The organism is Limnohabitans simekii (SeqCode) (genome assembly GCF_965234735.1).
Lineage (GTDB): Bacteria > Pseudomonadota > Gammaproteobacteria > Burkholderiales > Burkholderiaceae_C > Limnohabitans > Limnohabitans simekii.
Genome location: NZ_OZ248540.1, coordinates 545,814 through 559,047 on the forward strand (window position 1 = coordinate 545,814; position 13,234 = coordinate 559,047).

At 55.9% G+C, this 13,234-nt stretch carries 12 protein-coding genes; 9 read left to right on the plus strand and 3 right to left on the minus strand.

Annotation, left to right across the window (positions count from 1 at the left end; all coding sequences use genetic code 11):
• Positions 1-10 precede the first annotated feature (10 nt).
• From nuoG to AC8GFP_RS02845, 9 genes are read left to right on the plus strand one after another with little or no spacing between them, the layout of a single operon-like run.
• Positions 11-2,113, plus strand: a complete 2,103-nt coding sequence (gene nuoG, locus AC8GFP_RS02805; RefSeq protein WP_506610005.1) for an NADH-quinone oxidoreductase subunit NuoG — start codon at positions 11-13, stop codon at positions 2,111-2,113.
• Positions 2,106-3,188: an NADH-quinone oxidoreductase subunit NuoH gene (gene nuoH, locus AC8GFP_RS02810; RefSeq protein ID WP_506610007.1), complete on the plus strand. Its 1,083-nt coding sequence runs from the start codon at positions 2,106-2,108 to the stop codon at positions 3,186-3,188. Before nuoG ends, nuoH begins: the two co-directional genes overlap by 8 nt.
• 10 nt (positions 3,189-3,198) lie before the next feature.
• Positions 3,199-3,717 (plus strand): NADH-quinone oxidoreductase subunit NuoI, encoded by a 519-nt coding sequence (nuoI, locus tag AC8GFP_RS02815; protein ID WP_506610009.1) that lies wholly within the window; start codon positions 3,199-3,201, stop codon positions 3,715-3,717.
• Positions 3,718-3,737: 20 nt separating this feature from the next.
• Positions 3,738-4,382, plus strand: a complete 645-nt coding sequence (locus tag AC8GFP_RS02820) for an NADH-quinone oxidoreductase subunit J (RefSeq protein ID WP_506610011.1) — start codon at positions 3,738-3,740, stop codon at positions 4,380-4,382.
• A complete protein-coding gene (gene nuoK, locus AC8GFP_RS02825) occupies positions 4,379-4,687 on the plus strand; it encodes an NADH-quinone oxidoreductase subunit NuoK (RefSeq protein WP_506610014.1) in 309 nt (102 codons plus the stop codon). The genes AC8GFP_RS02820 and nuoK overlap by 4 nt, the downstream gene beginning before the upstream one ends.
• Positions 4,688-4,695: 8 nt before the next feature.
• Positions 4,696-6,711 carry an NADH-quinone oxidoreductase subunit L gene (nuoL, locus tag AC8GFP_RS02830; RefSeq protein WP_506610015.1) on the plus strand — a complete coding sequence of 672 codons (2,016 nt, stop codon included), beginning with the start codon at positions 4,696-4,698 and terminating at the stop codon, positions 6,709-6,711.
• Between the two features lie 43 nt (positions 6,712-6,754).
• Positions 6,755-8,233 carry an NADH-quinone oxidoreductase subunit M gene (locus AC8GFP_RS02835; protein ID WP_506610017.1) on the plus strand — a complete coding sequence of 493 codons (1,479 nt, stop codon included), beginning with the start codon at positions 6,755-6,757 and terminating at the stop codon, positions 8,231-8,233.
• Between the two features lie 31 nt (positions 8,234-8,264).
• A complete protein-coding gene (nuoN, locus tag AC8GFP_RS02840; RefSeq protein WP_506610019.1) occupies positions 8,265-9,752 on the plus strand; it encodes an NADH-quinone oxidoreductase subunit NuoN in 1,488 nt (495 codons plus the stop codon).
• 45 nt (positions 9,753-9,797) lie between these two features.
• Positions 9,798-10,280, plus strand: coding sequence for a DUF1178 family protein (locus AC8GFP_RS02845; protein WP_506610021.1), 483 nt, complete (start codon positions 9,798-9,800; stop codon positions 10,278-10,280).
• 2 nt (positions 10,281-10,282) lie between these two features.
• On the opposite strand, the gene AC8GFP_RS02850 is transcribed toward AC8GFP_RS02845, so the two are convergent.
• Genes AC8GFP_RS02850 through AC8GFP_RS02860 form a run of 3 tightly spaced genes read right to left on the minus strand, consistent with a single transcriptional unit; the run spans position 10,283 to position 13,120 of the window.
• Complete coding sequence (locus AC8GFP_RS02850; RefSeq protein WP_506610023.1) at positions 10,283-10,426, minus strand: hypothetical protein; 144 nt, start codon at positions 10,424-10,426, stop codon at positions 10,283-10,285.
• A 35-nt stretch (positions 10,427-10,461) separates the two neighbouring features.
• On the minus strand, positions 10,462-11,235 hold the full coding sequence (locus AC8GFP_RS02855; RefSeq protein WP_506610025.1) for an SDR family oxidoreductase: 774 nt from the start codon (positions 11,233-11,235) through the stop codon (positions 10,462-10,464).
• A gap of 19 nt (positions 11,236-11,254) precedes the next feature.
• Positions 11,255-13,120: a glutamine--tRNA ligase/YqeY domain fusion protein gene (locus AC8GFP_RS02860; RefSeq protein WP_506610027.1), complete on the minus strand. Its 1,866-nt coding sequence runs from the start codon at positions 13,118-13,120 to the stop codon at positions 11,255-11,257.
• Positions 13,121-13,234: the final 114 nt, after the last annotated feature.

A 13,234-nucleotide genomic window follows, 5' to 3' on the forward strand; every position in this document is an offset into this window, starting at 1 on the left:
GCTGCACACCATGGTAGAAATTGAGATTGACGGTAAGAAGGTAGAGGTTGCGCCGGGTAGCGTGGTGATTCAGGCGGCCGAGCAAGCGGGCACCTTCATTCCGCATTTTTGTTATCACAAGAAACTGAGCATCGCCGCCAACTGCCGCATGTGCTTGGTGGACGTGGAGAAAGCCCCCAAGCCCATGCCTGCTTGCGCCACACCGGTGACGCAAGGCATGGTGGTGCACACCAAATCCGAGCGTGCCATCAAGGCGCAAAAGTCGGTGATGGAATTTCTGCTCATCAACCATCCGCTGGATTGCCCCATCTGTGACCAAGGTGGTGAATGCCAATTGCAAGACCTGGCGGTAGGCTACGGCGGTGGTGCCTCGCGTTACGACGAAGAAAAACGCGTGGTGTTCCACAAAGATGTCGGGCCACTCATCAGCATGGAAGAGATGAGCCGCTGCATCCATTGCACCCGCTGTGTGCGCTTTGGCCAAGAGATTGCTGGCAGCATGGAGCTGGGCATGTCGCACCGTGGCGAGCATTCTGAAATCGAAACCTTTGTTGGCCACACCGTGGACTCCGAACTCTCGGGCAACATGATTGATATCTGCCCTGTGGGCGCACTCACCAGCAAACCCTTCCGTTACCAAGCCCGCACTTGGGAGCTGAGCCGACGCAAGTCCATCAGCCCGCATGACGCGACCGGTGCCAACCTCATCATCCAAGTGAAGAACAACCAGGTGATGCGTGTGGTGCCCTTGGACAATGAAGAGGTGAATGAATGTTGGATTGCCGACCGCGACCGCTTCAGCTACGAAGCCTTGAACGGCCCCGACCGCCTGACCCAACCCATGCTCAAGCAAGACGGTCAGTGGATCACGGTTGACTGGACCACGGCGCTTGAATACGTGGCCAACGGCGTCAAACAAATCAAACAAGACCATGGTGCCCAAGCACTGGGTTGTTTGGCCAGTCCGCACAGCACCTTGGAAGAACTGCACTTGGCCACGCAATTCATGCGCGGCTTGGGCAGCGACAACATCGACAGCCGATTGCGTGCTGCTGAATTCCCAACCGATGGTCAGGTGTGTTGGTTGGGCACTTCAGTGGCGTCCTTGTCCACCCTAGAGCGTGTGTTGGTGGTGGGCAGCAACTTGCGCAAAGACCATCCATTACTCGCCCAACGCATTCGCCAAGCAGCGCGGCGTGGTGCCCAAGTGCATGCCTTGAACGACAAGGTGATGGACTGGGCCATGCCTGTGACCCAAACCCTCACGTCGCCCAGCGCCACATGGGTGCAAGCCTTGGCCAACATCGCTGCGGCCATTGCGAAACAAACCTCGGTGGTGGCCCCTGTGTCGGGCAACGCAGATGACGCCACGGCACAAGCCATTGCCACGTCCTTGCTGAGTGGTGAACGCAAGGCCCTCTTGTTGGGCAATGCAGCCGCCCACCATGCCAAAGCCAGCAGCTTGCTGAGTTTGGCCAACTGGATGGCTGCACAAACCGGTGCCAGCGTGGGTTACCTGGGTGAAGCCGCCAACACCGTGGGTGCCCAGTTGGTGAAAGCCCAGCCTGTGCAAGGCGGCATGAACACGGCGCACATGTTGCAAGCCGATGCCTTGAAAGCTTTGTTCTTGTTGAATATCGAACCTGCCCAAGACTGCGCGGGTGGCCAAGCGGCCATGGCGCATTTGGGTCGCACCGCCATGGTGGTCACCCTGTCGCCGTTCAAAACCAATTTGGACATCAGCGATGTGCTGTTGCCCATTTCACCTTTCACCGAAACCGCCGGTACCTTTGTCAACACCGAAGGACGTGCGCAAAGTTTCCACGGCGTGGTGCGGCCCCTGGGTGAGACACGACCCGCATGGAAAGTCTGGCGTGTGTTGGGCAGTTTGTTGAACCTGCCCGGCTTTGGTTTTGACAGCATTGAAGAGGTGAGGGCGCAAGCGCTGCCCACCGACATGGCTGCGCGTTTGTCCAACGCTTGCAACCAAGCCATTGACCTGACACCTGCCACCCAAGCGCCCGTCACAGCGTCCATCTATCAACTCGATGGCTTGGTGCGCCGAGCCCCGGCCTTGCAACACACCGCTGACGCAGAGGTGGCGCATGGTTGATTGGATGTTCAATACCGGCGCCTCCTTGTTTGCAGGCACTTGGTGGACGGACATGGGCTGGCCGGTGGTCTGGACGCTGGTGAAAATCATCGGCGTGGTGCTGCCTTTGCTTTTGTGTGTGGCTTACCTGACCTTGTGGGAACGCAAAGCGATTGGCTTTACCCAAATTCGTGTCGGCCCCAACCGTGTGGGCCCCTACGGCTTGCTGCAACCGATTGCTGATGCGCTGAAGATTCTGACCAAAGAAATCATCCTGCCCACCAAAGCCAGTTCGGGCCTGTTCTACCTGGGCCCCGTCATGACCATGATGCCGGTGCTGGCCGCTTGGGCTGTGGTGCCTTTTGGCCCCGAGGTGGTGTTGGCCGATATCAACGCGGGCTTGTTGTTTTTGATGGCGATCACCTCGCTTGAGGTCTACGGCATCATCATTGCGGGGTGGGCCTCGAATTCCAAATACGCTTTCTTGGGTGCACTGCGTGCCTCCGCACAAATGGTCAGTTACGAAATCGCGATGGGCTTTTGCTTGGTCGTGGTGCTGATGGTGTCGGGCAGTTTGAACATGTCGGACATTGTTTTGGGACAAAACAAAGGCATGTTTGCCGAACAAGGTTGGGGCTTTTTGTCATGGAACTGGTTGCCCTTGCTGCCCATTTTCATCATCTTCTTCATCGCCAGTTTGGCTGAAACCAACCGCCATCCGTTTGACGTGGTCGAAGGTGAGTCCGAGATTGTTGCCGGTCACATGATCGAGTACTCGGGCATGTCCTTTGCCATGTTCTTCTTGGGCGAATACGCCAACATGATTTTGGTGTCCACCATTGCCGTTGTGCTGTTTTTGGGTGGTTGGTTGCCACCGGTTGATGTTGCTTGGTTGGCCTGGGTGCCCGGTTGGATATGGATGGCCATCAAAACCTTCTGCGTCGTCACCATGTTTTTGTGGGTACGCGCCACTTTCCCACGCTACCGCTACGACCAATTGATGCGTTTGGGATGGAAAGTTTTCATCCCCCTCACCTTGGTGTGGTTGGTGGTGATTGGCATCTGGATGCAAACCCCTTGGAATATTTGGAATTGAGGCCACACGCATGAACCGCCCTTCCACCACTGCTGTCGCGCCGTTTTCTTGGCTTGATTTCTTCTCTAGCTTTTTGCTGTTGGAGTTTTTCAAAGGCTTTGCCATCACCGGTCGCTATATGTTTGCCCGCAAGATCACGGTGCAATTTCCTGAAGAAAAAACACCGCTGAGCCCGCGTTTTCGTGGCCTGCACGCCTTGCGCCGCTACGAAAACGGCGAAGAGCGTTGCATCGCCTGCAAATTGTGCGAGGCCGTGTGTCCCGCCATGGCCATCACCATCGAATCCGATGTGCGTGCCGATGGCCAGCGTCGCACCACCCGCTATGACATTGATCTGACCAAATGCATTTTTTGCGGCTTTTGCGAAGAAAGTTGCCCTGTCGATTCGATTGTTGAAACCCACATCTTTGAATACCACGGTGAAAAACGTGGCGACCTGTACTTCACCAAAGACATGTTGCTGGCCGTGGGCGACCGATATGAGCCGCAAATTGCGGCCAACAAGGCAGCCGATGCCAAGTACCGTTAACCCCTTGGAAAGATAGCAACATGGACGTCAAATCAGTTCTGTTCTACGCTTTTGCCGCTGTGCTGCTGTTTGCCGCCGTGCGTGTCATCACGGTGCGCAACCCCGTGCACGCCGCCCTCTACCTGATCTTGGCGTTTTTTCAAGCCGCTGGTATTTGGATGTTGTTGCATGCCGAGTTCTTGTCCATCACCTTGGTGCTGGTCTACGTGGGTGCGGTGATGGTGTTGTTCTTGTTTGTGGTGATGATGATTGACGTCAATCTTGAAAAGCTCAAACAAGGGTTTTGGAACAACTTCCCTTTGGCCGCTTCGATTGGCGCGGTGCTGGCCCTTGAATTGGCGTCGGTACTGATGGGCGGATTCCGCTCGGCACCTGCCCCGGCACCTGTGCTTGATGCCAATGGCGGCACGATTTCAAACACCAAAGAATTGGGTATCGCCCTCTACACCGATTATCTTTATCCGCTGGAAGTAGCCGCTGTTATTTTGTTGGTGGCCATCATTGCAGCGATTGCGCTCACCATGCGCAAGCGCCAAGACAATAAATTGCAAGACCCTGCAGAACAAATCAAGGTCAAACCGGCAGACCGCTTGCGCATGGTCAAAGTCGATCCTGTGCACCAAGCCTTGGTGCCTCCCCCCGCCCCTGAGGAGCCCAAAGCATGACTGTCACTCTTGGCCACTATCTGACCCTCAGCGCCGTGCTGTTTGCCTTGTCGGTCATTGGCATCTTTTTGAATCGCAAAAATCTCATTGTGTTGTTGATGGCCATCGAACTGATGCTGCTGGCAGTCAACACCAATTTCGTGGCCTTCTCGCATTACTTGGGTGACATGCAAGGTCAAATTTTTGTGTTCTTCATCATGACAGTCGCAGCAGCTGAGTCGGCCATTGGTTTGGCCATCTTGGTCTTGTTGTTCCGAAACCGTTCCAGCGTCAATGTGGACGAACTCAATGTCCTCAAGGGCTGACCTGATTCATGAGCCAAACCATTCAAGCTTCCACCCTGCTCACCGTCGCCCTGGCCCCGTTGGTCGGCGCACTGTTGGCTGGTATTTTGGGCACGCAATTGGGCGGCGCACACCTGAGCCGTCGCATGTCCCACACGCTCACTATCTTGGGCGTGCTGGTGTCCTTTGTCTTGTCCGCGCAAACGCTCTACAGCGTGGTGACCGAAGGCGCACGTTTCAATGAAACCCTCTACACCTGGATGGAAGTGGGTGGTTTGAAAATGGAAATTGGCTTCATGGTCGATGGCCTGACCGCCATGATGATGTGCGTCGTGACCTTCGTGTCTTTGATGGTTCATATCTACACCATCGGCTACATGGAAGAAGACAAGGGCTACAACCGCTTCTTCGCCTACATCTCCTTGTTCACCTTCTCCATGCTGATGCTGGTGATGAGCAACAATTTGTTGCAACTTTTCTTTGGCTGGGAAGCCGTGGGCTTGGTGTCTTATTTGCTCATTGGTTTTTGGTTCAACAAACCAAGTGCCGTGTTTGCCAACATGAAAGCTTTTTTGGTCAACCGCGTGGGTGACTTTGGCTTCATCTTGGGCATTGGCCTGATTGCCGCCTACGCAGGCTCACTGAATTACACCGAGGTTTTTGGCAAAGCGGCCGAGTTGGGCGCACTGCAATTGCCGGGCACTGAATGGATGTTGGTGACGGTCATTTGCATTTGCTTGTTTGTGGGTGCCATGGGCAAGTCAGCGCAGTTCCCACTGCATGTTTGGTTGCCCGATTCCATGGAAGGCCCGACACCCATTTCTGCTTTGATTCACGCCGCCACCATGGTGACGGCAGGCATCTTCATGGTCGCTCGCATGTCGCCCTTGTTCGAGTTGTCTGACACCGCCTTGAACTTGATCTTGGTGGTCGGGTCCATCACCGCGCTCTTCATGGGTTTCTTGGGCATTGTGCAAAACGACATCAAGCGGGTGGTGGCTTATTCCACCTTGTCCCAGTTGGGTTACATGACGGTGGCGCTTGGTGCTTCGGCTTATTCGGTGGCGGTGTTCCACCTGATGACCCATGCCTTTTTCAAAGCCTTGTTGTTCTTGGGGGCGGGCTCGGTCATCATGGGCATGCACCACAACCAAGACATCCGTTGGATGGGCGGTGTGCGCAAGTACATGCCCATCACCTGGATCACGTCTTTGCTGGGTTCCTTGGCCCTGATCGGCACACCGTTGTTCTCCGGCTTTTATTCCAAAGACAGCATCATCGAAGCGGTGGCAGCCAGCCATTTGCCTGCTGCGTCTTGGGCGCACTTGGCGGTGTTAGCGGGTGTTTTCATCACCGCCTTCTATTCTTTCCGCATGTATTTCTTGGTGTTCCACGGCAAAGAACGTTTTGACCAAAACCCAGATGCCCACCACGACCACGGTCATGGCCACGATGCCCACCAAGCTCCCCATGAGTCGCCATGGGTGGTGACGCTGCCTTTGGTGTTGTTGGCCATTCCATCGGTATTGATTGGCTACTTCACCATCGAGCCCATGCTGTTTGGCGACTTTTTCAATGATGCCATCGCCGTCAACCATGGCTTGCACCCTGCCATGAGCGAGTTGGGTGACAAATTCCACGGTGCTTTGGCCATGGCTGAACATGGTTTGAGTACTTGGCCCTTCATATTGGCTTTGGCGGGTGTTGTTGTGGCCTATTACATGTACATGATCAACCCGCGTGTGCCCGCTGCCATTGAGCGCATGTTCAAGCCCGTGCACACCTTGTTGGTCAACAAATACTACCTAGACGCTTTCAACGAGCAAGTGTTGGCCCGCGGTACCCGCTTGCTGGCCACTGGTTTGTGGAAGGGTGGCGACCAAGGCGTGATCGATGGTTTTGTGGTCAACGGTTCTTGGCAACTGATTGGACGGGTTGCTCGTTTTGCACGTCGTTTGCAAACTGGCTATCTCTACCACTATGCCTTGTTGATGATTTTGGGCATGTTTGCTCTGATCACTTATTTTGTGTGGATCAAGCGATGAGAACGATGACAGAAATGATCCACTTTGACATGAGAGAGTCGCCATGGGAATCCTGAGCCTGGCCATTTGGACCCCCATTTTTTTTGGCGTGTTGTTGTTGGCTTTTGGCCGTGATGAGCATGCCAAGTTGGTGCGTTGGGCGGCACTATTTGCTGCAGTCATCAGTTTCTTGGTGACCTTGCCTTTGTACACCGCATTTGACGTTGCCAGCGGAGCCATGCAGTTTGTTGAAAAAATGCCTTGGATCCTGCGCTTCAACATGCATTACCACTTGGGTGTGGACGGCATCTCCTTGTGGTTTGTCTTGCTCACCGCCTTCATCACCATCATCGTGGTGATTGCTGGATGGGAAGTCATCACCGAGCGCGTGAACCAATACATGGGCGCATTTTTGGTGCTGAGCGGCGTGATGATTGGGGTGTTTTGCGCCTTAGACGGCATGTTGTTCTATGTCTTCTTTGAAGCCACTTTGATTCCCATGTACTTGATCATCGGTGTTTGGGGTGGACCGAACAAAATCTACGCAGCGTTCAAGTTTTTCCTCTATACCTTGCTCGGTTCCTTGTTGATGCTGGTGGCCCTGATCTACCTCTACATCGCGTCAGAGGGCAGTTTTGATCTGGCCACTTGGCAACAACTGCCGTTGGCATCGAAACCGCAAACCTTGTTGTTCTTCGCCTTCTTTGCCGCCTTCGCGGTGAAGGTGCCGATGTGGCCGGTGCACACTTGGTTGCCCGATGTGCACGTGGAAGCCCCCACCGGTGGCTCGGCCGTCTTGGCCGCCATCATGCTGAAGTTGGGCGCTTATGGTTTCTTGCGTTTCTCCTTGCCGATCACCCCTGATGCGTCACAAGAATGGGCTTGGCTGATGATCGCCTTGTCTTTGATTGCCGTGGTGTATGTGGGCTTGGTGGCTGTGGTGCAGCAAGACATGAAAAAACTCGTGGCGTATTCGTCGGTGGCGCACATGGGCTTCGTCACCTTGGGCTTTTTTGTGTTCAGCAGCTTGGGCGTCAGTGGTGGCATCGTGCAAATGATCGCCCACGGCTTTGTCTCAGCCGCCATGTTCTTGTGCATCGGCGTCCTGTATGACCGCGTCCATTCGCGTGAAATTGCCAGCTATGGCGGCGTGGTCAACACCATGCCCAAGTTCGCCGCTTTTGCTTTGTTTTTCGCCATGGCCAATTGCGGCTTGCCCGGCACCGCTGGGTTTGTCGGTGAATGGATGGTCATTTTGGCCACCGTCAAATTCAATTTCTGGCTGGGTCTTTTGGCCGCCTCCGCCCTCATCTTTGGCGCGGCTTATACCTTGTGGATGGTCAAGCGGGTGTATTTGGGCCCCGTCACCAATGACGATGTCCGCGCCCTGAAAGACATCAACGCCCGCGAATTTTTGATGCTGAGTTTGTTGGCCTTGGCTGTGCTGTGGATGGGTGTCTATCCCAAGCCTTTCACCGATGTGATGAATGTCTCTGTCGATCAGTTGTTGGCACATGTGGCCACCAGCAAGTTGCCGCAATGATCTGCCCGATGACCTACTTTGGAATTCAAGAATGATGGACAACTACAACTGGGTGACGGCTTATCCCGAAATCGTGTTGCTGGTCATGACCTGTGTCATCGCCCTGGTGGACCTGTGGGTGACCAGTCCGAAGCGCAGTCTGACCTATGGTTTGAGCATGATCACCTTGGGCGTGGTGGCGCTGATGCAAGCCTATTTGGCCACCACTGGTGAAACCCATTACGGCTTTGGCCACATGGTGGTCTCCGACGCCATGGGCAATTGGCTCAAGTGTTTTGCCACGCTGGCGGTGATGGTCACTTTGGTGTACGGGCGCCCCTATGCCGCCGAACGAAGCATGTTGGATGGTGGTGAATTGTTCACCCTGAGCTTGTTGTCTTTGCTCGGCATGTTTGTCATGATTTCCGGCAACAACTTCTTGGTCATTTACTTGGGTCTGGAGTTGCTCACCTTGTCCAGTTACGCCTTGGTGGCTTTGCGGCGTGACAACGGCAACGCCACCGAAGCGGCCATGAAGTATTTTGTGTTGGGCGCCTTGGCCAGTGGCTTCTTGCTGTATGGCTTGTCCATGCTGTACGGCGCCACAGGAACCTTGGACTTGACCGGCGTGTTTGCCGCCGTGGGCAGTGGCCACATCAAGCACCAAGTGTTGGTTTTGGGTTTGGTGTTCGTGGTCTGTGGCATTGCATTCAAATTTGGCGCAGCACCCTTTCACATGTGGGTACCCGATGTTTATCAAGGGGCACCTACCGCCGTCACCTTGATGATTGCGGGCGCCCCGAAATTGGCGGCCTTTGCCTTGATGATGCGCTTGCTGGTTGACGGCTTGTTGCCACTGGCCATTGATTGGCAGCAAATGTTGGGCGTCTTGGCCTTGGCCACCCTGTTGGTCGGCAATTTCACGGCCATTGCACAAACCAATTTGAAACGCATGCTGGCTTTTTCCACCATTGCACAAATGGGTTTTGTCTTCATTGGCATGTTGTCGGGCGTCACCTATGGCAACACCTTGTCAGCGGCCAACGCCTACAGCTCGGCCATGTTCTACATGGTCACCTATGTGCTCACCACCTTGGGCGTGTTCGGCGTCATTTTGTTGTTGGCGCGTGAAGGCTTTGAGAGCGAAGAAATTTCTGATTTGGCTGGCTTGAACCAGCGCAGTCCTTTGTTTGCTGGGGTCATGGCCATCTGCTTGTTCTCCTTGGCGGGTGTGCCGCCCTTGGTCGGTTTCTTCGCCAAGTTGTCAGTGCTGCAAGCCTTGGTGTCTTCAGGACAAACCAGTGCTTTGTTGCTGGCCGTTTTTGCCGTCATGATTTCCCTGGTGGGCGCGTTTTATTACTTGCGCGTCATCAAGGTCATGTACTTTGACCCGCCCTTGACTGCCAGCACCGTGTCTGCCGACACCCAGGTGCGCGTCGTGCTGGGCATCAACGGCGCGTTGGTGTTGGTGCTGGGGTTGTTGCCCGGTGGTCTGATGGGTTTGTGTGCAGACGCTGTGGTCAAGGCTTTGGGGACTTGACGCCCACGGCTTTCGCACTTGCGGCATATCTGTCATGATGACGCCATGAAAGTCCTGAACCTCCAATGCCAACACCAGCACGTCTTTGAAGGCTGGTTTGCGTCTGAGGACGACTACCAGTCGCAGCGGGCCCAAGACCTCGTTTCCTGCCCTCTGTGTGGCAACCACGACATCAGCAAAATGCTGAGCGCACCGCGACTGAACCTGAGCACCTCTCGCTCTGAGCGAGTTTCTGAAGCACCCTCTGAAGAACGTGCCTTGGCCACGGTGCCAGCCGCCGCACCGGCGGTCACCATGCCCGCAGACATGCAAGCCGCGTGGATGCACATGGTGCAACACGTGATGGCCCACACCGAAGACGTGGGCACACAGTTTGCCGATGAAGCCCGCAAGATGCATTACGGTGAAACCGAAGAGCGTGGCATTCGCGGGCGCGTCAGCTTGGACGAAACCCAGGCCTTGTTGGAAGAGGGCATCCATGTGATGCCATTGCCACTGCCCGAAGCCCTGAAAGGGCCGGTTCATTAGTTTTATTTGTTTTTCAATTTACCGCGTGGCGCCACAAAGGTGGTGGGTGGCACAGGACGGTCACCCGGCACGATGACCTTGGGTGGCGAGGTGTCCTTTTTGGGTTTTTTGGACATCTTGTTGCTGCGTTGTTCGCCTTTGGCCATGGGGTTCCCCTGTTGAATGTGCAGGGATTATCACCTCAGCCCCGCGCCAAGGTGACGCCACCGTCCACCACCAAGGTGTGGCCCACCACATAGTCGCTGGCGTTGCTGCTCAGGTAAATGGCTGCCGCCGCCATGTCCTCGTCTTTGCCAATGCGGCGTGCCGGAATGGTTTGTGCGGTGGCGTCACCATGGTCGCGTGCTTCGCGGTTCATCTCGGAGGCAAAAGCACCGGGTGCGATGGCATTCACACAGATGCCGTCTTTGATGAGTTCAAGCGACATGCGCTTGGTCAGGTGAATCACACCCGCCTTGCTGGCCGCATACGAATAGGTTTCCCACGGGTTGACCGAGAGGCCGTCGATGGACGCGATGTTGATCACCTTGGCCATGTGTTGCTTGGCCGCTTGGCGCAGCATGGGGGCCAAGGCTTGCGTCAAGAAAAACGGCGTTTTCATGTTGAGGTCCACCACCTTGTCCCAACCTGCTTCGGGGAATTCGTCAAACGGCGCACCCCAGGCTGCACCCGCGTTGTTGATCAAGATGTCCAGGTGTTTTTCTTTCTCGCCCAACTGTTGCACCAACTGCGCAATGCCTTCTTTGTTGGATATATCCAAAGGCATGGAGATGCAGGTGCCAAAGGCAGACAGTTCTTTGGCGGTGGCGTCACAAGCTGCGGCTTTGCGGGCCGTGATGTAAACCCGTGCGCCTTGGCACAAGAGGCCTTTGGCGATCATGCGGCCAATGCCCCGCGAGCCGCCGGTGACGAGGGCCACGCGGCCTTGCAATGAGAAGAGTTCGGTGGCGTTCATGTTGTCTCCATTTAGATGATTATTTCGCCCAACTGTCCTTCAACCCCACCGCCCTGTTGAACACCAAATGTGCTGACGAGTGGTCCACCCGATCCGTCACAAAGTAGCCGAATCGTTCAAACTGAAATTTCTGATCGGGCAAGGCATTCAGCAAGGAAGGTTCTACGAAGGCCTGCACCACTTGCAAGCTGTGGGGGTTCAAGGCTTCCAAAAAGTCTTTGCCACCGGCGTCGGGTTGGGCATCACTGAACAGGCGGTCGTACAAACGCACTTCGGCTTGCACGCCATCGGCCACGCCTACCCAGGTGATCACGCCTTTGGCTTTCACGCTGTCCGAGCCAGCCGTGCCGCTCTTGGTTTCAGGAAACACCTTGGCATGCACTTCGGTCACCACGCCGTTGGCGTCTTTGCTGCAGCCCGTGCACTCGACCACAAAGCCGCCTTTCAAGCGCACCACCGCGCCTGCGCTGGTTGAGCCGTCAGGGTTCAGCTTGGGCGGACTCAGGCGTTTGTAGCCCTTGGGCGGCACTTCTTCAAAGTCTTCGCGTTCAATCCACACTTCTTTGCCGATGCTGAATTGACGCGCCGCAGGTTCAGGCTGGCCTTCAGGCGGATGTGGCAAGGCGGGCAGGGTGCAAGCCTCCAAGTGACCGGCTCCGAAGGCCTCGTCCCAGTTGGTCAGAACCAACTTGACGGGATTCAGCACAGCCATGGCGCGGTGCGCGGTGTGCTCTAAGGTTTCGCGCAAGCAGCCTTCCAAGGTGCTGTAGTCGATCCAGCTGTCCGATTTGGTGACGCCAATGCGCTCGGCAAACAGCTGCAAGCTCTCGGGTGTGTAGCCACGGCGTCGCAAACCGACGATGGTGGGCATCCGCGGGTCGTCCCAGCCGCTGACTTTGCCCTCGTTCACCAGTTGGGCCAGCTTGCGTTTGCTGGTGATGACGTAGGTGAGGTTCAGCCGTGCAAATTCGTATTGCTTGGGCGCAGGCGCGGCCAACAAACCCGACACCGTGCTGCCATCCGCCAGTGTGGCGGCTTGCGACAAGCGCTCCATCAGCCAGTCGTAAAACGGGCGTTGGTCCTCGAATTCCAAGGTGCAAATGCTGTGGGTGATTTGCTCTAGCGCGTCTTCGATGGGATGCGCAAAGGTGTACATCGGGTAGATGCACCATGTGTCACCGGTGTTGTGGTGCGTGGCGCGGCGAATGCGGTAGATGGCCGGGTCGCGCATGTTGATGTTGGGCGAGGCCATGTCAATTTTGGCGCGAAGCACAGCGGCACCATCGGCTAATTTGCCGTCGCGCATCTCGCGAAAGCGGGCCAGGTTCTCGGCCACGGACCGGCTGCGATAGGGGCTGTTGACACCGGGCTTGCCAAAGTCGCCGCGGTTGAGGCGCATTTCATCAGCCGTTTGTTCGTCCACATAGGCATGGCCGGTTTGAATCAAATGCTCGGCGGCGCGGTACATGAAATCGAAATAGTCGCTGGCTTGGTAGGGCGCGTCGTTGCCCGGTTGGCGCCAATCAAAGCCCAGCCACTTCACCGCATCGATGATGCTGTTCACATACTCGGTGTCTTCTTTTTCGGGGTTGGTGTCGTCAAAGCGCAGGTGGCACACGCCGCCATAGTCACGCGCCAAACCGAAGTTGATGCAAATGCTTTTGGCGTGGCCCACATGCAAATAGCCATTGGGCTCGGGCGGAAAGCGGGTGCGGATTTTGGCGGGGTCTGGCTGCCCTTGGGCGTGGTGCGCTGCGTCCCCGGGGCTGCCCGCCCAGCGGCGGCTGGCATAGGTGCCTTTTTCAAGGTCACTCTCGATGATCTGGCGCAGAAAGTTGCTGGGTTTGTGTTCTTCGGGTGTGGCTGGGGCAGGAGGTTGGGTCATGCAGTGATTTTAGGGGGCTCAAGTTCGCGTTTAAAGCCAGCCCGGCCACTCATGCCAAACCAAGTTGCCCAAGTAACGCGAGGGCAACAGGGTGAAACCACCCGCAATCAGGCA

Bases quoted from the DNA above. Each gene is read 5' to 3' on its own strand.
- nuoG (WP_506610005.1), top strand. From the start codon at position 11: ATGGTAGAAATTGAGATTGACGGTAAGAAGGTAGAGGTTGCGCCGGGT.
- nuoH (WP_506610007.1), top strand. From the start codon at position 2,106: ATGGTTGATTGGATGTTCAATACCGGCGCCTCCTTGTTTGCAGGCACT.
- nuoI (WP_506610009.1), top strand. From the start codon at position 3,199: ATGAACCGCCCTTCCACCACTGCTGTCGCGCCGTTTTCTTGGCTTGAT.
- AC8GFP_RS02820 (WP_506610011.1), top strand. From the start codon at position 3,738: ATGGACGTCAAATCAGTTCTGTTCTACGCTTTTGCCGCTGTGCTGCTG.
- nuoK (WP_506610014.1), top strand. From the start codon at position 4,379: ATGACTGTCACTCTTGGCCACTATCTGACCCTCAGCGCCGTGCTGTTT.
- nuoL (WP_506610015.1), top strand. From the start codon at position 4,696: ATGAGCCAAACCATTCAAGCTTCCACCCTGCTCACCGTCGCCCTGGCC.
- AC8GFP_RS02835 (WP_506610017.1), top strand. From the start codon at position 6,755: ATGGGAATCCTGAGCCTGGCCATTTGGACCCCCATTTTTTTTGGCGTG.
- nuoN (WP_506610019.1), top strand. From the start codon at position 8,265: ATGATGGACAACTACAACTGGGTGACGGCTTATCCCGAAATCGTGTTG.
- AC8GFP_RS02845 (WP_506610021.1), top strand. From the start codon at position 9,798: ATGAAAGTCCTGAACCTCCAATGCCAACACCAGCACGTCTTTGAAGGC.
- AC8GFP_RS02850 (WP_506610023.1), bottom strand. From the start codon at position 10,426: ATGGCCAAAGGCGAACAACGCAGCAACAAGATGTCCAAAAAACCCAAA.
- AC8GFP_RS02855 (WP_506610025.1), bottom strand. From the start codon at position 11,235: ATGAACGCCACCGAACTCTTCTCATTGCAAGGCCGCGTGGCCCTCGTC.
- AC8GFP_RS02860 (WP_506610027.1), bottom strand. From the start codon at position 13,120: ATGACCCAACCTCCTGCCCCAGCCACACCCGAAGAACACAAACCCAGC.